This window comes from Sphingobium sp. Z007 (assembly GCF_900013425.1).
Classification (GTDB): domain Bacteria; phylum Pseudomonadota; class Alphaproteobacteria; order Sphingomonadales; family Sphingomonadaceae; genus Sphingobium.
This window is the reverse complement of record NZ_FBXK01000005.1, coordinates 347,762-371,808: the sequence shown is the minus strand read 5'-3', so window position 1 is coordinate 371,808 and position 24,047 is coordinate 347,762. Positions and strand designations below refer to the sequence as shown.

Annotated in this window: 19 protein-coding genes and 1 tRNA gene; 10 read left to right on the top strand and 10 right to left on the bottom strand. The window is 63.8% G+C overall.

Annotated elements, in window-relative coordinates; genetic code table 11:
• Positions 1-4: 4 nt before the first annotated feature.
• From epsC to CEQ44_RS09695, 8 genes are all read right to left on the bottom strand, one after another.
• Positions 5-1,009, bottom strand: coding sequence for a serine O-acetyltransferase EpsC (gene epsC, locus CEQ44_RS09730; protein ID WP_088184778.1), 1,005 nt, complete (start codon positions 1,007-1,009; stop codon positions 5-7).
• Between the two features lie 92 nt (positions 1,010-1,101).
• On the bottom strand, positions 1,102-2,445 hold the full coding sequence (locus CEQ44_RS09725; protein WP_088184721.1) for an ATP-binding protein: 1,344 nt from the start codon (positions 2,443-2,445) through the stop codon (positions 1,102-1,104).
• Entirely contained in the window at positions 2,442-3,152 is a 711-nt protein-coding gene (locus CEQ44_RS09720; RefSeq protein WP_066604215.1) for a response regulator, read from the bottom strand. Before CEQ44_RS09720 ends, CEQ44_RS09725 begins: the two co-directional genes overlap by 4 nt.
• A 160-nt stretch (positions 3,153-3,312) precedes the next feature.
• On the bottom strand, positions 3,313-4,158 hold the full coding sequence (locus CEQ44_RS09715; protein ID WP_088184720.1) for a TorF family putative porin: 846 nt from the start codon (positions 4,156-4,158) through the stop codon (positions 3,313-3,315).
• A 298-nt stretch (positions 4,159-4,456) separates the two neighbouring features.
• Complete coding sequence (locus CEQ44_RS09710; protein ID WP_088184719.1) at positions 4,457-5,953, bottom strand: SulP family inorganic anion transporter; 1,497 nt, start codon at positions 5,951-5,953, stop codon at positions 4,457-4,459.
• Positions 5,954-5,956: 3 nt separating this feature from the next.
• Positions 5,957-6,655, bottom strand: a complete 699-nt coding sequence (locus tag CEQ44_RS09705) for a carbonic anhydrase (protein ID WP_088184718.1) — start codon at positions 6,653-6,655, stop codon at positions 5,957-5,959.
• A 176-nt stretch (positions 6,656-6,831) separates the two neighbouring features.
• Entirely contained in the window at positions 6,832-7,542 is a 711-nt protein-coding gene (locus CEQ44_RS09700; RefSeq protein ID WP_088184717.1) for a response regulator transcription factor, read from the bottom strand.
• Positions 7,543-7,753: 211 nt separating this feature from the next.
• Positions 7,754-8,275, bottom strand: a complete 522-nt coding sequence (locus CEQ44_RS09695; protein ID WP_176400364.1) for a hypothetical protein — start codon at positions 8,273-8,275, stop codon at positions 7,754-7,756.
• Between the two features lie 219 nt (positions 8,276-8,494).
• On the opposite strand from CEQ44_RS09695, the gene CEQ44_RS09690 reads away from it, so the two are divergent.
• The gene (locus CEQ44_RS09690; protein ID WP_088184715.1) at positions 8,495-9,463 is read left to right on the top strand and encodes a magnesium and cobalt transport protein CorA; all 969 of its coding nucleotides are present in this window, start codon (positions 8,495-8,497) and stop codon (positions 9,461-9,463) included.
• Here CEQ44_RS09690 and CEQ44_RS09685 read toward each other — a convergent pair.
• The gene (locus tag CEQ44_RS09685) at positions 9,450-10,502 is read right to left on the bottom strand and encodes a LacI family DNA-binding transcriptional regulator (RefSeq protein ID WP_176400361.1); all 1,053 of its coding nucleotides are present in this window, start codon (positions 10,500-10,502) and stop codon (positions 9,450-9,452) included. The genes CEQ44_RS09690 and CEQ44_RS09685 overlap by 14 nt on opposite strands.
• 260 nt (positions 10,503-10,762) lie before the next feature.
• Between CEQ44_RS09685 and CEQ44_RS09680 the strand changes: the two genes are divergently transcribed.
• The 6 genes from CEQ44_RS09680 to CEQ44_RS09655 all read left to right on the top strand — a co-directional run bounded on the left by CEQ44_RS09680 (position 10,763) and on the right by CEQ44_RS09655 (position 20,695).
• Entirely contained in the window at positions 10,763-13,141 is a 2,379-nt protein-coding gene (locus CEQ44_RS09680; RefSeq protein WP_088184713.1) for a TonB-dependent receptor, read from the top strand.
• Between the two features lie 63 nt (positions 13,142-13,204).
• Positions 13,205-14,914: a glycoside hydrolase family 3 protein gene (locus CEQ44_RS09675; RefSeq protein ID WP_088184712.1), complete on the top strand. Its 1,710-nt coding sequence runs from the start codon at positions 13,205-13,207 to the stop codon at positions 14,912-14,914.
• Complete coding sequence (locus CEQ44_RS09670) at positions 14,908-16,836, top strand: glycoside hydrolase family 3 protein (protein WP_088184711.1); 1,929 nt, start codon at positions 14,908-14,910, stop codon at positions 16,834-16,836. Before CEQ44_RS09675 ends, CEQ44_RS09670 begins: the two co-directional genes overlap by 7 nt.
• 8 nt (positions 16,837-16,844) lie before the next feature.
• Positions 16,845-17,777 carry a formylglycine-generating enzyme family protein gene (locus CEQ44_RS09665; protein ID WP_088184777.1) on the top strand — a complete coding sequence of 311 codons (933 nt, stop codon included), beginning with the start codon at positions 16,845-16,847 and terminating at the stop codon, positions 17,775-17,777.
• Positions 17,774-19,414 carry a sulfatase gene (locus CEQ44_RS09660; protein ID WP_088184710.1) on the top strand — a complete coding sequence of 547 codons (1,641 nt, stop codon included), beginning with the start codon at positions 17,774-17,776 and terminating at the stop codon, positions 19,412-19,414. The genes CEQ44_RS09665 and CEQ44_RS09660 overlap by 4 nt, the downstream gene beginning before the upstream one ends.
• 24 nt (positions 19,415-19,438) lie before the next feature.
• A complete protein-coding gene (locus CEQ44_RS09655; RefSeq protein ID WP_088184709.1) occupies positions 19,439-20,695 on the top strand; it encodes an MFS transporter in 1,257 nt (418 codons plus the stop codon).
• Between the two features lie 205 nt (positions 20,696-20,900).
• Here the strand turns inward: CEQ44_RS09655 and CEQ44_RS09650 are convergent.
• Positions 20,901-20,977, bottom strand: a tRNA-Arg gene (locus tag CEQ44_RS09650).
• A gap of 265 nt (positions 20,978-21,242) precedes the next feature.
• Between CEQ44_RS09650 and CEQ44_RS09645 the strand changes: the two genes are divergently transcribed.
• The 3 genes from CEQ44_RS09645 to istB all read left to right on the top strand — a co-directional run bounded on the left by CEQ44_RS09645 (position 21,243) and on the right by istB (position 23,932).
• Positions 21,243-21,575 (top strand): hypothetical protein, encoded by a 333-nt coding sequence (locus CEQ44_RS09645; protein WP_140419438.1) that lies wholly within the window; start codon positions 21,243-21,245, stop codon positions 21,573-21,575.
• Between the two features lie 127 nt (positions 21,576-21,702).
• Positions 21,703-23,217: an IS21 family transposase gene (gene istA / locus CEQ44_RS09640; RefSeq protein WP_088201813.1), complete on the top strand. Its 1,515-nt coding sequence runs from the start codon at positions 21,703-21,705 to the stop codon at positions 23,215-23,217.
• Entirely contained in the window at positions 23,204-23,932 is a 729-nt protein-coding gene (gene istB / locus CEQ44_RS09635) for an IS21-like element helper ATPase IstB (RefSeq protein ID WP_011950770.1), read from the top strand. The genes istA and istB overlap by 14 nt, the downstream gene beginning before the upstream one ends.
• Positions 23,933-24,047: the final 115 nt, after the last annotated feature.

Below are 24,047 nucleotides of genomic sequence, written 5' to 3'. Positions count from 1 at the left end.
TTGGCTAAATATTCTCCCCCACCCCATCCGTGCTTTCCAGCATCGCATGCACGCGGTGCGGGGCGGAGACATGGGCGCGGCTCGTGACCTCATATTGCGCCTTGGCCTGGCGCACATTGCTGTCGGCCGGCACGCTGTCAGTCAGCCAGACATTGCCGCCGATGACCGAGCGGCTGCCGACGATAATCCGGCCCAATATCGTCGCCCCGGCATAGATGACCACGTCATCCTCGATGATCGGATGACGCGGGAGGGCCTTTTCCAGCGCGCCCTTCTCATCGGCCGGAAAGCTGCGCGCGCCCAGCGTCACGCCCTGATACAGCCGTACCCGGTCGCCCACGATCGCGGTTTCGCCGATGACGACGCCGGTGCCATGGTCGATGAAGAAGGACTGGCCGATGGTCGCGCCGGGATGGATGTCGATCCCGGTCTTGCCATGGGCGATTTCCGACATGATCCGCGCGACCAGCGGAGCGCCCAGTTCATGCAGGCGATGCGCCAGCCGGTGATGAATGATCGCCAGCATGGAGGGGTAGCAGATCAGCACCTCGTCCACGCTGCGCGCGGCGGGATCGCCCAGGAACGCAGCTTCCACATCGGTATCGAGCAGTGTGCGCAAGGCAGGAAGACTCCGGGCGAAGGCGGCGATGATGCGCGCTGCCTCCCGATCCACCGCGTCCGCCGGCTCGCCTTTCAACGCATAGATGAGTTCCAGGCGAATCTGGCCGTAAAGGCGGCTGAGCACCGTTTGCAGCGTTTCGGCGACATAGGCATCCTCGTTATGGAGGCGCACGAAGCTGGGGCCAAGGCGTAGGGGGAACAGCGCGCCGCAGAGCGACTGCATGATCTTGGTCAGATTGTCGCGTGACGGGAAACCCTCCGCGCCATATTCGGCATGATGCTGCTGCGCCTGTCGCCAGCGGCTGCGCGCCGCACCCAGCGCCGCCGTCAGCGCATCTATGTCCCAATAGCCCTCGACGATTCCGTCATCGTCCTGTCCGTGTGCCATCATATCCGCCTCATGCACCTGTTGCCGCGGACATAGCGTGGCAACAGGCGCAGCGATAAACGAGTTTTGCTTGGGGTCGGACAGTTTCTCTTTTAGTTGCGCGGCTCGCTGCGGGCGGCCGACCTGGGCAGATGCAGGCAGATTTCCGCGCGCAAGCCGCCTTCGGGGCGGTTCGCGAGCGTCAGCTGACCGCCTTCGGCCCGCACCGCCTTTTCGACGATGGCCAAGCCCAGGCCCAGGCCGCGGGTATTGCGCTGGCGCGCGTCGTCCAGTCGGGCGAAGGGCCGCAATACCTCCTCCAGCCGTTCGCGCGGGATGCCGGGGCCGTCATCATCGACGCGGATCAATATCTCCGTCCCGACCCGCTCCAGCGAAACGCGGGCGCGATCGCCATAGTGCAGCGCATTTTCGATCAGGTTGCGCACCGCGCGGCGCAGCGACAAGGCGCGCACCGCCATCTCCAGATGATCCGGGCCGTCATAGACGACATCGTCGCCATGGTCCTGAAACGCATCGACGATGGTGGCGATGGTGACGGCGACATCGGTGCGCACCGGCGGCTCCGGGTCTTTTTCGCCGCCCAGAAAAGCGAGCAGCGATTCCAGCATCGCCTCCATCTCCTCCAGGTCGCCGGCCATCGCCTTTTGGATATCGTCATCCTTGACCGCCTCCAGCCGCAATTGCAGACGGGACAGCGGCGTGCGCAGGTCATGGCCGACCGCCGCCAGCGTTTCGGTCCGTTCGTTGATGAGCCTGTGCAGACGCGATTGCATCGCGTTGAACGCGGCGATCAGGTTGCGCACATCGCTGCTGCCGGCTTCGGGCACCATCACCGCCGATCCCAGCCCGATCCGGTGGGTCGCATGGGTCAGGTCGCGTAAGGGGGCGAGCGTGCGGCGGATGAGCAACCAGCCCGCGATCAGCAGGGCGACGACGGGGATAAGCGCCAGCCCTAGTCGACCCAGGGTGAAGGGCCATTTGGCACCGCTATGGTGCATGCCGAAATAGAGCCAGCTGCGATCGGGCAGTTGCAGGCCGCCGTTGATTTCCGAATGGCGGCTGGGCGAAGCGAGCCGCAGCCAGAGGCGCGACCGTTCCAGGCTGGGCTCCCAGGCGACGATCTGCTGGCGCATCCGCTCCAGTTCAGGCGACAATGGCGGCGGCGGCGGGGCGGCGGGGGACCAATGGACGTCGTAGCGATCGGTGGTCAGTTGCAGGCCGAGCGCGGGTCGTTCCGCGGGCGGCTGCTCGGTCAGCAGCTTGCGGGCGATGACGAGATGTTCGGCCAGGCGCCGCGCCTCATCATCCTGTAACGATATCTGACTGGTGCGCTCATATATGAGCGTGCCGACCGCAAATTCCAGCATCACCGTCAGCAGCAGGATCACGGACAGGCGGCCCAGCAGCCCCAGCGATCCCCTGACATGCCGTTTCAAGCGCGGCTGACCTCTGCATTGAACATATAGCCGACGCCGCGGACGGTGGTGATCGGCGCGCCCTTGTCGGCGGTGGACAGCTTGCGGCGCAGGCGGCTGACGAGCACGTCGATGCTGCGGTCGCTGCTGTCGCCCATGCGGGTGCGCGACAATTCGATCAGCCGTTCGCGCGCGATGACCCGCTGGGGGTGGCTGAGGAAGGAGCCGAGCAGATCGAATTCCGCTCCGGTCAGTTCGACGATCGCGCCCGTAGGGGAGCGCAGTTCGCGGCGGGGGAAGTTGACGTTCCAGCCGTCGAAATGGGCCTCGCTCTCCCGATGCTCGTCCGGGCCGCGTTCCACGCCGACGCGGCGTAGGATGGCGCGGATACGGGCGATCAGTTCGCGCGTGCCAAAGGGCTTGGGGAGGTAATCGTCCGCGCCCAGTTCAAGGCCCACGATACGGTCGGTCTCGCTGCCCTTGGCGCTGATGAAGATGATGGGGACGTCGCTCTTGCGACGTATCTGGCGGCACAGGTCGATGCCGTTGGTGCCGGGCAGCATGACGTCGAGAACGACCAGGTCGACCGGGCCGGCGTCGAAGGCCACCCACATTTCGGGACCGGAAGACGCCGGGCGCACCTGATAGCCATGTTCCTGGAGCGCGCGCGCAGTCAGCGTGCGGAGCGGCGGATCGTCTTCGACAAGGATGATCGAAGGGGCGGTCATGAAGGCGTCAGCGCACAAAATGTCATGGTCGGGAAATAGGGGTAGGCGGATCGGGGGTCAACCGCGCGGTCGGCGGGACGGCCCGAAACGCGACTGCAGCAACAATTTGTCACGGCAGGGAGAATGTCCGGGCCTGGCGAACCAGGCCCGGTATTGAAGATCAGAAAGCCGCGGTCAGCGAGAAGACGACCTGGCTGCGCGCGATCGACTTGCCGAAGTCCTTGCTATCATTGACCATGAAGTTGGGACGCAGATAGTTTTCCTCAACGCGCGCAATGTCGGTATCGACATAGGCGACGCCGACGGTCAGCGGCGTGCCGGGAATGGCGGCATCGGCACCGACCAACCAGTCCAGATACTTGCCGGTGGGCGCGATCGACGTGCCGTTCGGGCCAAGGCCGCTATTGCCGTTCGACCAACCAAGATGGGCCTTCAGCGTGACGGGGGTGTTGGGCACCGCACCGCTGATGTCGCCCCACAGGTAGAGATTGTCTTCCTTGTCACCCGGATCGAAGACGGTGCACGCCGCGTCGCTGCACCATTTGCCCAGCGCTTCCTGCTTGGGCGCATAGGCGACGCCGACCAGGGCCTTCACTGGGCCGATCTGATGCGACAGCTTGATATAGGGTTCGGCGAAATCGGTTTCATCCGCGCCCGACGGATACATATACCAGGTCAGGCCGACATCGACGGTAGTGCCTTCGCCAAGCGACTTGGAGTAGCCGGCAATCAGGTCCAATTCCATGTTCGCGCCGCCGAAACGGCCCCAGCCGCCCAGGTTCGAACCCCAGGCGCCGACGTAGAAGCCGCTTTCATGGGTAGCGGTAATGCCGCCTTGAACAGCCATGCCGCGATCGCTCTGCGAAACGCCGCGATAACGATAGTCCGACACCAGAGCAACGCTGCCGGTAACGGTGACGGGGCTGGCGGGTGCTTCCTGCGCGAAAGCCGGCACGCTGGACATAAGCGCGAGGGCGGCACAGGCGATTTGATACTTCATGAACATTCCCCTTTACGTTGGAATGTTCCGTCCTGCATCCGCTCTGGCCCGAAGATCTGTTGGTGATCGTCTTCGATACCGGCGGATGCCCTTCCCCTATTCTGTCCTGACGACGGCATAAACCGCTTTTACTGCACCTGCGAAAGGATCGAGCGCGCTGTGATATGCCGGGCACGGTTCTTTGCTATATTGGTAACAATATATTGCCATTATGTTTCTAAATAGCTTGCCGTAACGGAAAAAGCCGCCGCGCCTGAGGGGGCAGGCGCGGCGGCTCCAAACATCGCCCGATTTTTGTGGGGGGTCAGGCGACGAGTTGACGCATGCGTCCTGTGGCGCCGAACAGTTCGACCGGGCCGCCAGCGCCCCGGCGGCGATCGACCCACTCGCGCAGCATTTCCGCGCACGTATGATCGATATGGCCAAGGCGTTCGACGTTGAGGATAATCAGTCCAGCGGTCGGCAGCGATTCGAGCTTCGCGGACAATTTGGGCAGGCTGAGGAACGTGGCGGTGCCGCGCAGCGCCACTTCATGCGCTTCGCCCCGGCTTTCCTCGTCCATCTTGAGCCGCAGTTTTGTGGCGTGTGGCAGCAGTTCGATCAGCGACAGGCCGATGCCCACCAGCACGCCGGTCAGCAGGTCGGTCGCCACGACGCAGATCAACGTCGCGGCCCAGACGATTGCGGGCAGCGGACCGTAGAGGTGGAAAAGATGCTTCACATGCGCGACGCTCACCAGACGGACGCCGGTGATGACGAGGATGCCGGCCAGCGCGGCCATCGGGATTTCGCGCAGCAGCCAGGGCAGCAGCGCGACGAAGCCCAAAATCCAGATGCCGTGCAGGATCGCCGACAGGCGGGTCTTGGCGCCAGCCTGCACGTTGGCAGAGCTGCGGACGATAACGCCGGTCATCGGCAGCGCGCCGGCGAAGCCGCACAGCAGATTGCCGACGCCCTGCGCGCTGAGTTCGCGGTTGTAATTGGTGCGCACGCCATCATGCATGCGATCGACCGCGGCGGCCGACAGCAGGGTTTCGGCGCTGGCGATGAAGGCGATGGCGATGGCGGTGGTGAAGATCGCCGGGTTCATCAACTGCGCCAGCAGGCCCGCTTCGGGCAGAGCGACCGCCGCGACGATCGATTCTGGCACCACGACGCGCGCGACCGGCAGACCCAGAATGAAGGCGACGAGCGTTGCCGCAACCACGCCGACCAACGCGCCCGGCACCAGTTTCAACGATGCAGGACGGAATTTTTCCCAACCCAGCATGCTGAAGATGGTGACGAGGCCGACGGCGAAGGCCGTGACCGTATCACCGGTCGTCAGGCCCAGAATCTGGCCCGGCATGGCGATCAGGTTATGCAGGCCGCTGGACAGCGGTTTGTCGTCGAACAGCACGTGGAACTGACCGACCACGATCAATACGCCGATCCCCGCGAGCATGCCATGCACGACGGCGGGCGAAATAGCGCGGAACCAGCCGCCAACCCGCAGCAGGCCGGCGACGACCTGGATCGCGCCCGCCAGGATGAGGATGGGGCCAAGCGCAGACAGACCCTGTTCGCGCACGATTTCAAAGACGATGACCGCAAGGCCGGCGGCAGGACCGCTGACCTGCAACGGCGAACCCGCCAGCATGCCAACGACGATACCGCCGATGATGCCGGTGATGAGACCCTTTTCCGGCGGCACGCCGGATGCAATGGCGATGCCCATGCACAGCGGCATCGCCACCAGGAAAACGACGATAGACGCCGTAAAGTCGCGGCCGAGCGTGCCGCCGGAAAGAGCCTTCAGCATGATTTACTCCGCAGCTTGGGCAAAGACCGTTTCGCCTGCGAGGCGACGGCCATGGGGAAGTGCGATCGGCATCGGCTCTCCTTCGCGCAATGGCGAGAAGCGGCCGGTTTCGCCGTCCAGGCCCAGCACCTGGCCGGCATGGATATCGACATACCAGCCGTGCAGCGCGATTTCACCGCGCGCGATGCCGGATGCCACGGAAGGATGCGTGCGCAAATGCGCCAGTTGCACCACAACATTTTCCAGCGCCATGTTGCGCAGCTTCTCCGCGTCGCTCAGATCCTGCGAATAGTTTTCGCGGCAAACCTGCTGCGCGGCGTGGCTGTGACGTAACCAGGCGGCGACATTGGGCATCGTCGTAAGGTCAGCCTCCGTCGATAGCGCCTTCATCGCGCCGCAATCGCTGTGGCCGCACACGATGATATCGCGCACGCCCAACACCATCACCGCATATTCGACGGTGGATGTGACGCCGCCATTCTGGGTTGCGTGGGGCGGCACGATGTTGCCGGCGTTACGGCAGACGAACAGGTCGCCGGGCGCGGCCTGCATGATATGTTCGGGAACGATGCGCGAATCGGCGCAGGAAATCATCAGCGCCTTGGGGCTTTGGCCATGGCTCGCCAACTGGTTGTAAAGCGCGCTTTCGTTCGGGAAAACCTTGGTTTCGAAGCTGAATACGCGACCGAGTAGCTCGTTCATGGAGTCTATCCTCTTCTATATACGCCGGTCAGGGGACGGACGGGCTTAACAGAGACGATAGGGATGCCACTTTGCTGCAACGCAGCGGCTTTGTTAAAAACTATGTCTGCGTAATGACCTGTGCGATTGCCGCGCCAAGCCGCATAAATCCGTGCTTGAGCGCAGGAACCCGCCGTTCAGCGCCGATCCACCACGGCGCTGAACATATAGCCGACGCCGCGAACGGTAACAATTGGCGCAGATTGCCCGCCTGCGCTCAGCTTGCGCCGCAACCGGCTGACCAGCACGTCGATGCTGCGATCCGACGAGGGCGCTTCGCGCACGCCCGCCAGTTCCATCAGGCGCGCACGTGCGATCACCGTCTGCGCGTGATCCAGAAACACCGACAACAAAGCAAATTCGGCGGCGGTTAATTCGACCAGTCGGCTCTGCGGGTCGGTGACTTCGCGCCGGGCGAAATCCACGATCCAGCCGTCGAAAATAGCCTCGGTCTGGCGGCGCAGGCCCAGCGCGCGCTCGCCCCGGCCACGCCGCAGCACGGCGCGCAAACGCGCGGCGAGTTCGCGCATCGCATAAGGCTTGGCCATATAATCGTCGGCGCCCAGCTCCAGCCCGACCACACGATCGACCTCCGAACTGTTCGATCCGACCAGGATGATGGGCACGTCGCTGCGTTCGCGGATATCGCGGCACAGGTCCAGCCCGTCCGGCCCGCGCAATGCCGAGTCAAGCACGACGGCACCGACCGGCGTGCTGGTCAGCGCGCTGAAAATATCCGACCCCGACGCTGCGGGCAGGGCGCGAAATCCGCTCTGTTCCAGATATTCGCGGACCTCCTGCCGCAAATCCTGGCGCGTTTCGGCGATGAGTATGAGCGGTGGACTCATCCGCCCTGCACGGCGCCCGGCGCGTCAATGGCTATGGCGAACAGGGCCGCCACGATCATGGGCCTCAATGACATGGACGTCTCCTCCGCAGCAGCGGCAATCCGCGGCATTTTCAGCCGCAAGATCGCATATGGCGGAAAGATTAGGATTGGCGAATGTCTCCGTAGTTTGCCGGATGTAACAAATCATTGCCAGTGCAATTATGCGCCGCTTATTGGGCGGCCAGCAGCACCGATGCGGAAGAAGCGATCGTCGCCCCGCGCACATGTGCGATCAACGCGGACAGCCAGAGCGCGTCGCCGGCCGCGTGATGCCGTATCACCGCCCGCGCGTCCGCAAAGGCGATGGCCGCGGCGATCCGTTCCTCGTCCACGCCTTCGTCATCGAACAGGGTCGCGACATGCGCGATCGTGAAGGGTGCCGGCGCGCCGGCCGCCGCAGCCAGCGTATCAAGCCAATGTTGATCGAGCAGGCTATCGGCGACCACCAGACGCCCCCGCGTCGCGGCCGCCAGTTCCGCCAACACGACGTCGGCGGGCTGCCCTTCACATGCGATCCGCTCCCGGCTCAGGCCATGCAATGCCTCGGCTTCCGCCGTCCAGTCCCAGCCTTCCCAATCGGCATGCGGGCGAATCAGCCAGCTGCGCGCCATGTCGCCATCCGCTATGCCGACCTCGATCGGGAAGGAGCGTCCGTGGCGCGGCAGGCAGGACGCCTCGAAATCGATAGTCATGATGTGCAAGGCACAGCTCCAAATTGTCGTGCGGCCTGCCCCCTCCAAGCCTATGCCGCCCGTTCTTTCATGCGCCCCTTTCGACGCGAACTATGTCATGCCGAAGTCAATCTCCACCCCCATCAGCAAAAATCATATGAGCTGCAGGGACGCGGCGAAAGCCGCGACGCCGTATCCATTTTCTGCTAGCGGACGGAAACCAAAGGGAAACATTGTGTCATGACCGTCGTCGCCGCCTATCTTTATCGCCACGGCCAGCGGGTTCGCCCGGTGTCGATCGACGAGCGGGTCGATTGCGCGCCCGACAAGTCGGAATTTATCTGGATCGGCGTCTCGGATCCCACCGTGGAAGAGATGGGGACGTTGGCCCGCACCCATGGCCTGCATCCGCTGGCTGTCGAGGATGCGCTCAAGGCGAACCAGCTGCCCAAGGTCGACATCTATGGCGACCAGTTGTTCGTGGTCGCGCGGACCGCCCATGTCGAGGGCGACTCCATCTGCTATGGTGAAACCGCGCTGTTCGTCGGCCACAGCCATCTCATCAGCGTCCGGCACGGGTCGGCGCGCGCCCATCTTGCGTTGCGCGAGGAGCTGGAGGCGGTGCCGTCCCGGCTGGCCCAGGGCGTGGACTATGTGCTGCACGCCATCCTCGACTTCATCGTCGATGGCTATCTGCCGATCATCGAGGGGATCGAGGAGGAAGTGCTGGAAATGGAGCAGCAGATGATCGACCATTTCCTGCGCCGGGAAGACATCACCCGCATCTTCAGCCTGCGCCGCCAGTTGATCCGATTCCAGCGCATCCTGCTGCCCATGCAGGAGGTCGCGACCAAATTCGTGAAGATGGACCTGCCCAGCATCGACCCCGAAGCGCGCCCCTATTTCAGCGACGTGCGCGACCATGTCCGCCGGGTGCAGACGATGGTCGATGACCTGCGCGAAATCCTGAACAGCGTGTTCGAATCAAGCAATTTGCTGGAGCAACAGCGCACCGGCGAGATTACGCGGCAATTGGCTGCCTGGGCCGCGATCCTGGCCGTGCCGACGGCGATCGCGGGCATATACGGCATGAATTTCGAACATATGCCTGAACTACGGACGCGATACGGCTATTTCGTGGTGCTGGGTGTGATCGCGGTCGTGTGCTCGCTGCTCTACAGCCGGTTCAAGAAGCTCAAATGGCTGTAACCGAAGGCGGAGCAACGGATTCGCGCACCACCAACTCATGCGCCAGATAGTCGTTCACGCGTGCGGTGGCGTCGCCGCCCCGCGCCAGGGCGACGGCCAGGGTGGCGGCCTGGGCTGAAATCTGCTTGCCGGGATGCTTGACGGTGGTGAGCGACGGCCAGATCTTCACCGCGATCGGCGTGTCGTCGAACCCCGCCACCGACAGGTCGCGCGGCACGTCCAGCCCGCGGCGGTGCGCCAGCGAGACGATCGCGGCGGCCATGTCGTCATTGCTGGCGAAGATGGCGGTCGGCCGGTCGGGCAGGTCCAGCAACATCGCGCCAGCCGCCAGCCCCGATTCGAAACTCATGTCGCCGCTGACGATCAGGTCGGGGCGGATGGGCAGTCCAGCGTCGCGCAGCGCCGCCTGATAGCCCTCGCACCGGGTGCGGTGGATCAGGTGGCCGGTGCCGCCGCGGATGAAGCCGATGTTCCGATGCCCCAAGCCGATCAGATAGGCGGTCATGTCCCGCGCCGCGCCATAATCGTCGATCCGCACGCAATGATCGCCCGGCAGGTCGTCGCCTGGCGACATCGCCACGACCGGCACCGGGAAATCGGTGGTCAGGCCATGGCGGTTGGCCACTTCGCAATAGGGCGGCACGATCAGGATCGCATGCGCGCCATTTTCCACCAGCCCCTGCATCTGCTGCGCGATTTCCCTGGGGTCGCCGCTTTCCAGCGGGCGCAACAATAATTGCGCGCCGAGCCGGCTGGTCGCGTCCAGCGCCCCCACCAGGATGGAACTGAGAAAGGCGTTTTCGATATTGCGATAGAGCAGCCCGATCCGCGTCGCGCTGGCGCTGGCGAGCGAACGCGCGGCCATATTGGGAATGTAGTTGAGGTCGCGCACCGCTGTCATCACCGCCTCGCGCGTGCTGTCGCGCACTCGCGGGCTGTTGTTGAGGACGTTCGACACGGTCATCGCCGATACGCCGGCCCGCTCCGCCACGGTCTGGATGGTGATGGCCTGGCTGGCGCGGCGACCCGAACGGGCCATGCGAAAACTCCTTGCGAACGGACGGACGCGGCTGCGCCGCCGCCGCATGTTTAACGCTATATTCCGGTAGGTTGCAAATGCCCCGACGATGCCCTGTGACACAAAATCCGCATCATCTCCAAAAAATGTAGCGCTAAAATTTCCATATTGACTTCATCGGCGCTGGAGAAGATTTAGCGCTACAACGAGCGGATAACCGCTGGTGGGAATTATGTTGCAACGACCGCGCGCCGACACAGGCGCCGGACAGGGGAGGATATATGCGCTTTTCCAAGACCATGATGATGCGCCGCGCTGCAGTGTCTGCTTTCAGCCTGGGCGTCGCCATCGCCCCTGCCGCCGCGATGGCGCAGGACGCCGCGCCGCAGACGCCCGTCATGGACGGCACCGACATCGTCGTCACCGCACAAAAGCGCGCCGAGCGTTTGCAGGACGTGCCGCTGGCCGTGACCGCGGTGGGCGCCGACACGCTGACCAACCGCCAGATCAATGACAGCAGTTCGCTGGTTCAGGCCGTCCCGTCGCTGACCTTCCAGCAGGGCGCGACCCCCACCAACAGCAGCTTCCGTATTCGCGGCATCGGCACCGCCCTGTTCGGACAGGGCGTCGAATCCTCCGTTTCGACCGTGGTCGATGGCGTCGTCGCCGTCCGCCAGACCCAGGGCTTCACCGACCTGCCCGACATCGAGCGCGTCGAAGTGCTGCGCGGCCCGCAGGGCACGCTGTTCGGCAAGAATGCGACCGCCGGCGTCATCAGCGTCACCACCGCCCGGCCGTCGCGCGATTTCGAGGGGCGCGGCGAATTTACGATCGCCGAACATGGCGAATATCGTGCCCGCGGCACCGTGTCCGGCCCGATCAGCGACACGCTACGCGCCCGCGTCACCGGCTTTTACAATGACGTGCGCGGCGTCGCCCGCAACATCGCGACCGACAGCTGGGACAATGGCTCCAAGAGCTGGGGCGTGCGCGGCAAGCTGGAATGGGATGCGACCGAGAATCTGAACCTGCTGTTCGCGGCCGAATATCGCAAGACCGACGCGGATTGCTGCGCATCGACCTGGATCGCGATCACCAACCCCAATCTGCAAACGCTGGTCGGCCCGATCAACGCCACCCGGAACAACCGGACGCTGAATGACGAGACGGTCACCCGGTCCAACAGCGATCAGCAAACCTATTCCTTGCAGGCCGGCTGGGATCTGGGCGCAGCGACCATCACGTCCATTTCCGCCTATCAGAAATATCATCTGGACGTGAACCAGCCGATCGAGCGCATCAACAGCGATGTGCCTTTGTTCGTCGGCGCGGGCGCCACTTACGCCTATTTCAGCCAGAACCATGGCATTGTCGACCTGTCCGCCTTCAGCCAGGAACTGCGCATCGCCAATAATGGCAATAGCGACCTGAACTATGTCGCCGGCGTCTTCTATATGCATTCGGACATCGAGCGCCCGTTCGACCGCCGCCGCGCCCGCTGCACCGCCGGCACGTTCGGGCAAGCCTGTGCGCCCGCCAACATCGTGTGGCAGTCGGCCAGCAGCGACGTCCGCCTGAAGCAGGAGAGCATCGCCGCGTTCGGCCAGTTCGACTATCGCATCACCGGCGGCCTGAAGCTGATCGGCGGCCTGCGCGTCCAGCATGAAAAGGGCACCAACAGCGGCACCCGCACCGCGCCGATCGTCGCGGGCGATGTCGTGTTCCCCGGCAATGCATCGACCAGCGGGTCAATCACCGCCAGCGACACTGCCGTCACCGGCAAGGCGGGTCTGCAATATGAATTCAGCCGTAATGCGCAACTGTATGGCAGCTATACCCGCGGCTATAAGGGGCTGGGCTATGACATGGAAATCTCCACCGATCTGGCCAATCAGACCGTGCTGGAGCCGGAACATGTCAACGCCTATGAAATCGGTTTCAAGGGGCGCACCGCTGATGGCGTGCTGAGCGTCACCACCGCCCTCTTCCTGGCGGACTATACCAACCTTCAGGTGCAGGCGAACCGTTCCGACATCGCATCGGGCGTGGTCCAGTTCGTGTCCACCAACGCGGGCAAATCGCGCACCAAGGGCTTCGAAGTCGAGGCGACTGTGCGTCCCGACGATCATTTCAGCCTGACCGGTGCGGTCACCTATTCGGATGCCAAGATCGATATCGACGGCCTGAACTGCCCGCAGCAGATCGCTGCCACCGCGCCAATCATGTCAGGCACGCCGATCAATGTCTGCTACCGCACGGCGGCGGGCGTCACCCCCACGCAGAATCTGCGCGGCGCCACCCTGCCTGTCAGCCCGAAATGGAAGATCAGCATCGCGCCCCGCTATGAGGCGCAGATCCCCGGCACCGACTATGCCGGCTTCGCGCAGGTGGGCGTCAACTTCCAGAGCGCGATGAACTTCTCGGTCGAGCAGGACCCGCTGTTGGAACAGCCCGCCTACACGCTGGTCGACGCCAGCATCGGCGTGAAGCAGATTGACGGCCGTTACAGCCTGACCCTGTTCGTCAAGAATTTGTTCGATGAAAATTACCTGACCAGCATCGGCCACACGTCCTTCCTGGGCGGCAATTATGATCTGGTCGGCACTTTCAACAAGGATGCGGATCGCTATTTCGGCGCGACGCTCGGCGTGAAGTTCTGATCCTTTCGGGCGCGGCGGTTCCGGTCGCCGCGCCTGCTACGACGACGCCTTCAGCGATCCGAAATGAGCAACGTCATTCCCAATCCGACTTCTTCGCTTTCACCCGGCGCCGGTCCTCTCGCCCTCTCCCGCGAGGACATAGCCTGGGTGGAAAACACCCGCGACGCGATGAGCGTAGAGGCGCAGATCGCGCAACTGTTCGTCCTGTCGGCGCGGCACGACAGCATGGCGGAAAATGCAGAGTTGTTGGCCCATGCGCCCGGCGGCATCCATCGTTTCCCGACCCATCATCTGGACGCAGCCTGGGCCGCGACCCGCCACGCGATAGAACGGTCGGACGTTCCGCTGATCCTGTCCGGCGATATCGAGGGCGGCACCGTCAGCTATCCCTTCACCACCGCCATTCCCAACCAGATGGGCATCGCAGCGTGCGACGACCTGGACCTAAGCGCCGACCTGGCCACCATCGTCGGGCGCGAAAGCCGGGCGCTGGGCTATAACTGGTCCTTCACCCCTGTCGTCGACATCAACCGCGCCTTCCGCAATGCGGTGGTCGGCACCCGCTCCTATGGCTCCGACCCAGACCGTATCCTGGCGCAGGCGCGCGCCTATGTCCGCGCGCTACAGGCGCAGGGCGTGGCCGCCTGCGCCAAGCATTGGCCAGGCGACGGGCTGGACGATCGCGACCAGCATCTCGTCACCAGCGTTAATGACATGGACATGGACGAATGGCGGGCGACCTTTGGCCGCATCTTCGGCACATTGGTCGATGATGGCGTGATGACGATCATGTCGGCGCATATTGCGCTTCCCGCCTATATCCGCGAAAAACTGGCGCAGTCCGGCGCGCAGGCATTCGCGCCGGCGTCCGTCTCCTGCCTGCTCAACGAAGAATTGCTGCGCGGGGAGTTGGGCTTCAAGGGCCTCATTGTGTCAGACGCTACCGTCATGGGCGGCCTCACCAGTTGGATGGACCGGGCGGAAGCTGTGCCGGCCGTGATCGAAAATGGCTGCGACGTCTTCCTGTTCAGCCGCGACCCGGCCGAAGATATGGCGTTGATGCTGCAAGGCCTGCGCGACGGCCGGCTGTCCGAGCGCCGCCTGAACGAGGCTGTCACCCGCTTCCTGTCGCTGAAGGCGAAGCTGGGGTTGCACCGCATGACGCTGGACGAGCGGATCGCCCCGGTCGAGCAGGTGCGCGACAGGCTGCGCCAGCCGCAGCATCTCGACCAGGCCGCGCGCGCCTGCGCCGGGAGCATCACGCTGGTCAAGGATCGCGCCGCCTTGCTGCCCATCGATCCGCAGCAAAATCGCCGCGTCGTCGTCATCGCCGACGAAGGGTCCAGCTTCTTCTCCGGCGCGCCCGAACGCGATTTCACGCCGCTGATCGCCGGTCTGGAAAGCCGGGGCTTTATCGTTCGCAGCTTCGATGCCGACGCGATGCCGACCCCGGGCGATACCGACCTCATCCTCTATCTGATCGGGCAGGAGGCGACGCCCTCGCTCAGCCATATCTTCCTCGATTTCGCCAAGCTGCACGCGGGTCCGCGCAACGCGATGATCCAGTTCAACCGGGAAATCCCGACCCTGCTCATCTCCTTCGGCCAGCCCTATTATCTGTATGACGCGCCGAATTTCGCGACCTATATCAACGCCTATGCGTCCCTGCCGGATGTGCAGGCTGCGCTGGTGCAACGGCTGGTCGGCGATGCGCCCTTTACCGGGGTCAGCCCGGTCGACGCCTTTTGCGGGAAGGAACAATTGACATGGTAAGCCACCGCAAGATCGCAGCGGCGTCGCTTGTCGTGCTGACGCTGGGGGGCGCGGCGGCGCCGGATAAGGGCTGGCGTGACCTTAACCATAATGGCCGGCTCGACCTTTATGAGGACCGCCGCGCGCCGATCGATGCGCGGGTCGAGGATTTGCTGGGGCAGATGACACTGGCGGAAAAGGCCGGGATGCTGCTGCACGGCACTTTGCCGACGCCCGGCTCCTCGATCGGTTTCGTCGGCAACAGCTATGATTCTGACGCCACGGCGAGGCTATTGAACGATCGCCATATCAGCAGCTTCATCACCCGCCTCGTCGTGTCCCCTTCAGAACTGGCCGCGCAGAATAACGCCGTACAGAAACTCGCGGAAGGCAGCCGCCTAGGCATCCCCGCCACGATCAGCACCGATCCGCGCCATCATTTTCAGGCGACCTTGGGTGCCAGCACCACCGGCGGCGGCTTCTCGCTCTGGCCCGATACGTTGGGCTTTGCCGCCTTGGGCGATGCCGACACAGTCCGCCGCTTTGGCGACATCGCACGGCAGGAATATCGCGCGGTCGGCATTCATATGGCGCTCTCGCCCCAAGCCGACCTGGCCACCGAACCGCGCTGGCCGCGCTTCGCCGCCACCTTCGGGTCCGATCCGGCCGAAGTGTCGCGCCTGGCGGGCGCCTATGTCGAGGGGTTCCAGCATGGCCGCACCGGCGTGAAGCCGGATGGCGTCGCCACGGTGGTCAAACATTGGGTCGGCTATGGGGCGGAACCGGAGGGCTTCGATGGCCATAATTACTACGGCCGCAATGCCAAGCTGAGCGACGTCGCCTTCGCCCAGCATGTCCGCGCCTTCGACGACAGCTTGGCCGTCCGCAGCGCCGGGATCATGCCGACCTACGTCATCGTCCATGGCCCGAAGATCGCAGGCAAGGCGATCGAACCGGTCGCCGCCGGCTTCAACAGGCAGATGCTGACCGGACTATTGCGCGGCGAAAAAGGCTTTAGCGGCCTGATCGTGTCCGACTGGTCAATCACCCGCGACTGCCCGCAGGCCTGTATCGCTCCCGACGCCGCCCATCCGCAGACGCCCGCGTCGATCGGAACGCCCTGGGGCATGGAAACGGCGGACAAGGCGACCCGTTTTGCCAAGGGTATCGAGGCTGGCATCGACCAGTTTGGCGGCGCGGACGATCCTGCGCCGATCCTGGATGCCGTGGCCAAGGGCTTGGTCAGCGAGAAGCGGATCAACGAGTCCGTCCGCCGCGTTCTGCGCCTGAAATTCGAACAGGGCCTGTTCGACAATCCCTATGTCGATGAAGCCGCCGCCGCGCGGATCGTCGGCAATCCGCAGGCGCAGCAGCAAGCCGACGCCGTTCAGCGCGCCAGTCAGGTTGTGTTGCGCAATGACCGCGCCACGCTGCCGGTCGCACCGGGCAAGCGCCTCTGGCTGCACAATATCGATGCCGCCGCCGCGCGGTTGGCGGGTTTCACCGTGGTCGAGGACCCCTCAGAGGCCGACATCGCGCTGGTCCGCACGGCCACGCCGTTCGAAACGCTGCACCCGCATCATTTTTTCGGCGCGCGCCAGCATGAAGGCCGCCTCGATTTCCGTCCCGACGACAAGGATGTGCAGGCGATTGCTCGCGCATCTGCCCATGTCCCCACAATCGTCGCCATCGAAATAGACCGGCCTGCGATCCTGACCGCGATCGAGCCGATGGTCCGCGCGCTGATCGTCACCTTCGGCGCCAGCGACGCGGCGGTGCTGGACGTGGTCACGGGCCGCGCCGTGGCGAAGGGCCGACTGCCCTTCTCCCTCCCCAAGTCCATGGCCGATGTCGAAGCGCAAAGCCCCGACCTGCCCGATGACGGCCCGCCGCCCGCTTATCCGCGCGGCGCCGGCATATTGCTCCAAACCACCCAGCCATGACTGAAGGCATGATCCACTTGCCCGGCGGCGCCTTCCTGATGGGATCGGATCGATTCTATCCCGAAGAAGCGCCAGCGCGCCGCGTGCAGGTGGACGGCTTCTGGATCGATGAAACCCTGGTCACCAACCGCGACTTCGCCCGCTTCGTGGAAGCCACCGGCCATGTCACGCTGGCCGAGATCGCGCCCGACCCCAAAGACTATCCGGGCATGGACCCGGCGATGGCGCAGGCGGGATCGCTGCTGTTTCAGCGCACCGGCGGCCCGGTGTCGCTGGATGACTATAGTCAGTGGTGGCAGTTTAGCGTCGGCACCGACTGGCGTCATCCCCATGGCCTGGACAGTCGGATCGAGGGGCTGGAGGATCATCCGGTCGTCCATGTCGCCTATCAGGATGCGGAGGCCTATGCCCGATGGGCCGGCAAGGGGCTGCCGACCGAGGCGGAGTGGGAATATGCCGCGCGCGGTGGCCTGGACGACGCAGACTATGCCTGGGGCGACGAACTGGCCCCTGGCGGCGCGATGTTGGCCAATTATTGGCAGGGTGCCTTCCCCTATGGCAACACGCTGGCGGACGGTTATGAGCGCACCTCGCCGGTGCGCACCTATGCCGCCAACGGCCATGGCCTGTTCGACATGATCGGCAATGTCTGGGAATGGACGACCGACTGGTTCGCCCAGCCCCGAATCGAGCGTAAGGCCAAAGGCAGTTGCTGCGTCCCCGCCAATCCGCGCGGCGGCACCAAGCGTGAGAGCCTGGACCCGGCCACGCCCGACATTCCCATCCCGCGCAAGGTGCTGAAGGGCGGGTCGCATCTATGTGCTGCCAATTATTGCCAGCGCTATCGCCCTGCCGCGCGTCATCCGCAGGCAGTCGAGAGTGCGACCAGCCATATCGGCTTTCGCTGCATCATCCGGGACAAGAAGGGAAGCCGTCCATGAAGAACGCCCGTCGCGCGCTGAACGCCGCCATGATCGCCGCCTGCACCCTGTTGGGTCCGGGCGCGCTGGCCAAACCGGTTAACGCGCCGCAGAAGGCGACGAACATGATCTTCGTGCTGGTGGACGATCTGCGCTACGATGCGATGGGTTTCCTGACGCCGGGCCTCCAGACCCCCAATATTGATACGCTGGCCAAAAACGGGGTTTATTTTCCTAACGCCGTCGTCACCTCCTCGCTCTGCTCGCCCAGCCGCGCGACCATCCTGACCGGCCAGACCGCGCGCAACCATGGCGTAGTGGACAATAACAACAGTTCGGAGGAAGGGCTGACCTTCTTCCCCCAATATCTGCAACAGGCGGGCTATCAGACCGGCTTCTTCGGCAAATGGCATATGGGTTTCGACACCGACGCCCCCCGCCCCGGTTTCGACAAATGGGTCAGTTTCAAGGGGCAGGGTACCTATTTCCCGACGGAGAATATCGCGCCCGCCAAAGTCGCGGCGGGCGATCGCCAGATGCTCAACGTCGATGGCGCCGCGGTCAAACGCACCGGCTATATCACCGACGAACTGACCGATTATGCGATGAACTGGCTGGAGAAAGGGCGCGACCGATCCCAACCCTTCTTCCTGTATCTCAGCCACAAGGCGGTCCATAGCGACCCGCTGCCGCCGGACCGCTACAAGGCGCAATATAGCGATCTGCACATCAAGCTGCCCGCCAGCATGGCGAACACGCCGGAAAACAATGCCGGCAAGCCCTTATGGGTGCGCAACCAGCGCAACAGCTGGCATGGTGCGGACTTCCCCTATCACACCAACAACCCCATGACGGAGCAGGTGCGCGACTATTATCGCACCCTGTCCCCCGTGGATGAGAGCCTGGGTCGCATCCTGGCCTATCTGAAGACGAACCATCTCGACAAGAATACGATGGTCGTCTTCTATTCCGACAATGGCTTCATGATCGGCGAACATGGGCTGATCGACAAACGCAACGCCTACGAACCCTCGGTGCGGGTGCCGATGATCGTGTGGGCACCGGGCTTAGTGCCCAAGGGCGTGACCAACCCGGCGGTGGTGCGCAATCTCGACCTTGCGCCCACCTTCCTCGACATCGCCCATGTCGCCAAGCCCGCCCAGATGGAGGGCAAGAGCTTCCTGCCCGTCGCGGAGGGCAAGATCGATGAAAAGACCTGGAATCCGGGCGATTTCGTCTATGAATATTATTGGGAATGGAGCTTTCCGCAGACCCCTACCACCTTCGCGATCGAGCGCGACCGGGTGAAATATATCCAATATCACGGCGTATGGGATCTGGAGGAACTGTACGACCTCAAGAGCGATCCCGACGAGATGCACAATCTGATCGACAATCCCCAATGGCTGGAAACGAAGATCACCCTGCGCAAGGCGCTGTTCGACCAGTTGGGCAACAGCAAGGGCGCCCATGTCGTCCCCTATACACGCAAAACCAGTTCGGGCCTGGTGAACCGCAATATCAATGGGCCGCACGCCGCCGACTTCCCGGCCGACTGGTATGTCCAGCCCAATTTGCCGACCAAGATGAACGACCTGTTCGCCGACAGCCCCGCCAAGGCGAAGGCTGAGGCCGAAGGCAAGACCTACCACCCCTGACCGCCCGTTTGAAAGGTCGCACCGATGACATCTTCGCCATCACCGCAAGGCACCCGTCCGCCGGTGTCGATCGGCTTTATCGCCATCTATGTGCTGGCGCAGTTCGGCATCTGGGTCGCGCTGTTGACGCCGGTGGTGATGACGCTGGCGCTGCGCGTCGGCGACATTGCGAGCGAGGCGGACAAGGGCCGCTGGCTGGGCATTATCCTGGCGATCGGCGGCTTCGTCGCGCTGGTGGCAACGCCCGTTTGCGGCGCGCTGTCCGATCGGACACGCAGCCGCTTCGGCCGTCGCCGGCCGTGGCTGCTGGGCGGGCTGGTGGTCGCGGGCGCAGGCCTGCTGCTGCTGGGCCTAGCGCCCAATCTGCTGCTGCTTGGGCTGGGCTGGATCATCTGCCAGGCCGGGTTCAACGCGATGCAGGCGGGTTGCCTGCCGATCCTGCCGGACATCATCCCCGTGCGCTGGCAGGGGCGTGTCGCGGGCATGCTGGGCATGACATCGACTATGGGCACCTTCGCGGGCAGCTGGATCACCCAATATACGCAGAGATCCTCGCTGCTGATGTTCCTCGCCCCTTTCGCCATCACCGTGGTCGCGATCGGCGCGCTGTGCCTGATCCTGCCGGATCGTCCAGCGACAGGCGACGATCAACGCCGCCTTGGCCCCGTCGCCCTGCTGCGCGCGGTCGGCGCGCCGTTTCGCGACTGGGACTTCAGTTGGGCCTTTACCAGCCGCTTCCTGATCATGATGGCCTGGTCGTTCCTGCTGACCTATCAGCTTTTCTTCCTGACCGATCAGCTATCCCTGCCGCGCGGGGAAGCCACGCAGGTCATGGTCAAGTCGATGGCGATCATCGCGATCGCGACCATTGCGATCTCGCTGGTCGGCGGCTTCATCACCGACTGGACCGGCCGCCGCAAGCCACTGGTATTCCTGGCCGCGACCCTGGAGGCGGCGGGTTTCCTGACGATCGCCTTTGCCCCGTCGGTGCCGCAATTCCTGGTCGGCGTGGCGATGGCGGGGATCGGCAAGGGCCTGTATTTCGCCGTCGATCTGGCCCTGCTCGCCGCCATACTGCCCCGGCCCGAGGACAGCGCCAAGGATATGGGCGTGTTCCAGATCGCCAACAGCCTGCCCCAATCCCTCGCCCCCGCCATCGCCCCGATCATCCTGGCGATCGGCAGCGCGCGCGGCGATGATTATGCGGTGTTGTACGTGGTCGGCTGCGGCTTCGCGCTGCTGGGCGCAATCACTATCTGCCCGGTGCGGCGTTCGCGATAAGGGAAATGGTGCACCCGACGGGATTCGAACCCATGGCCCTTAGATTAGGAAACCTACGACTGCCCCACCAAAAATGGCGGAATACCGTGTCTTTTATGGGACGATCGCCAGATTGTCAACGACCAAGTAGTCAGCCAAGTAGTCACAGCTTTTTCCCACTGGGCTAGGTAGCCACCGGGCAGTCAGACGGGCAATCGGGGGAAGGTGGTGGTCCCGGCGCGATTCGAACGCGCGGCTTCGAAATTAGGAATTTCGCACTCTATCCGGCTGAGTTACGGGACCACTCGATTGGGTCAATATCGTCCGCCCTGCCGATCGTCCACCCTTTCTGTATGAAGACATGAGACCCCGCCAGCGTCGGGGGGATGCTGACGGGGTCGAATGGATCATCGGACTGTCATGCGGGGGGCGATGAAGCTAAGTCCGATAGCTGGATAACCACCATCCCCCGCCCCGGTTCCACGTCCCCAGACTAAGTAGGATCATGGACACCCATGATCCCATTCCTATGCTCCACGGCACAGGCGCTGACTGGTCCCCGGTCGACATGACCGACGATGAACAAGCCGACTATCTCGACAGCCTCACCGACCAAGAGCGGGCCGAACTAGGGCTGTCCCCACGCCTCCCCCGATACGTCCCACGCCGCGCTCCAGTATGGCAGACCACGGACGCTGAAGCCGAGCATCTGGACCAGCCTCACTTCAAAGACTCATTCAGTCGCGTGCGGTGGTTCGCCGCGCAGGCCTACCGACAGGCTGCCCAGCTTGCGGAAATCTATGGTGATTGTGGCGAAGCTTCACGGCTGCGGATGGAAGCGAGCGCGATGGATATGATGGTGGAAGCCGACCTTCTGATCGACACCCTCCAAAAAAGCTGATTTTTTGGCTTAGATTGTGGATCGGCGTGCAAAAAGGACCCCGTTAGCGGGGTGATCGGCGTCTAAAAGGGACCCCTCATTTCGATGGTTTAAGCAGCCGGCTGGATTTTCAGGCGGCGAGATCGGGATGTTGGTTTTGGAGACAGTTTTACGGATCCGGCGCGAGTATGCCGGAGGCAAGGCGATCAAGGCGATCGCACGGGATCTGCATGTGTCGCGGAAGGTCATCCGCAAAGCGGTCCGAGCGCCGGAGGGCGCCTTTGATTATCAGCGCAAGGTTCAGCCGCTGCCCAGGATCGGTCCGTTCCAGGAGCGCCTGAACACGCTGCTGGAAGAGAACGAGCTGCGCGGCAGGCGTGACCGGCTGCGGATGACGCGGATCCATGACCTGCTGGTGCGAGAAGGCTTTGAGGGTTCTTACGATGCGGTGCGGCGCTATGCGACGCGCTGGAAGATCGAGCGGCGCAAGGATGCTGGCGATGGCGTCACCGCCTTCATCCCGCTGATGTTCAGGCCAGGCGAGGCCTACCAGTTCGACTGGAGCCATGAGGATGTCGAGATCGCAGGAGCGCCGATGCGGGTGAAGGTCGCGCATATGCGCCTGTGCGCGTCACGTGGGGTCTATGTCCGGGCCTATCCTCGCGAGAGCCAGGAGATGCTGTTCGACGCGCATGCGCGCGGCTTTGCCTTCTTCGGCGGCGTGCCAGGGCGCGGCATCTACGATAATATGAAGACGGCTGTGACGAGCGTGTTCACCGGCAAGGAACGCGTCTTCAACCGGCGGTTCCTGATCATGACCGACCATTATATGGTCGAGCCCACGGCCTGCTCGCCTGCGGCGGGATGGGAGAAGGGTCAGGTCGAGAACCAGGTGCAGACGATCCGGGGTCGCTTCTTCCAGCCCCGGTTGCGGTTCGCCAGTCTCGAAGAGCTCAATGGCTGGCTGGAGGCAGAGTGTCGGCGCTGGGCGGAACGGCAGCCCCATCCTGAACAGGGAGATCTGACCGTGGCGCAGATGCTGGAGATCGAACGATCTGCGCTGCAGCCGATGCTGGGACCGTTCGACGGCTTCAATGAGAGCGAGCATGCCGTGACCGGCACCTGCCTGATCAGCTTCGACCGCAACCGCTACTCAGTCCTCTCGACGGTGTCGCGACGCACCGTGCAGGTCCGCGCCTATGCCGACCGCATCGTCGTTCGCTGCGGCGAAGAGGTTGTCGCTGAACATCCTCGCTACTTTGGGCGCAACCGCACGATCTATGACCCCTGGCATTATCTGCCAGTGCTGGCCCGCAAGCCTGGCGCGTTGCGGAACGGTGCCCCCTTCCAGGACTGGGATCTGCCACCGGCGCTGGCCCGCCTGCGCCGCAAGCTGGGTAATGGCGACGATGCCGATCGCCGGTTCGTCCGTGTACTGTCGGCCGTACTGACCGATGGCCTGGAGCCTGTCGAAACCGCTGTGCGTGAGGCACTGGCGACGGGCACGGCGAGCGACGACCTGATCCTCAACATCCTGGCACGACGCCGGGAGCCTCCGCGTCCGCTGACGATCATCACCTCCGAGGATAGCGCCTTGCGCCATCCCCCGATCGCCGACTGTGCCCGTTACGACCAGCTGAGGACCTTCGATGCAGCGGCATGATATGATCGAGGCCATGCGCGGGCTTGGACTCAAGGGCATGGCGGGCGCGTTCGACGATGCCGTCACCACCGGCCTTCAGCGCCAGCGCACCACCATGGAGATACTGACCGATCTCCTGCGAGCGGAGGCGACGCATCGTCATGCCGCGTCGATCCGATACCGGATGGCCGCTGCCAAGCTGCCAGTCGTGAAGGACATCGATGCCTTCCGGTTCGAGGGTACCCCGATCAACGAGGGGCTTGTGCGTTCATTGCACAGCGGCGCGTTCCTGCCCGCACGGCGCAATATCGTCCTGGTCGGCGGCACAGGCACAGGAAAGACCCATCTGGCCATCGCCATCACCGCCAATGTAGTGCGCTCCGGCGCCCGAGGCCGCTACTTCAACACGGTCGATCTGGTGACCCGCCTCGAAGAGGAGGCCAGGATCGGCAAGAGTGGCGCTCTCGCCGCCCAGCTATCCCGCCTCGATCTCATCGTGCTCGATGAACTGGGGTATCTGCCGTTCGCTCGATCGGGCGGCCAGTTGCTGTTCCACCTGATCAGCAAACTCTATGAGCAGACCAGTGTCATCATCACCACCAACCTCGCCTTTGGCGAGTGGCCCACCGTGTTCGGCGATCCCAAGATGACAACCGCGCTCCTCGATCGCGTCACCCATCATTGCGACATTGTCGAGACCGGCAATGACAGCTGGCGCTTCAAAAACCGCAGCTGATCCGCCCCAGCAGCGATCAATTAGAAGATGTTTTGCGCTGCGCGCGCCTCCGGTCGGGCTACGCCCTCCCTACGCCGCGCGCAGCGCAAGGAAGCGCGTCACATCAACCGTGCGC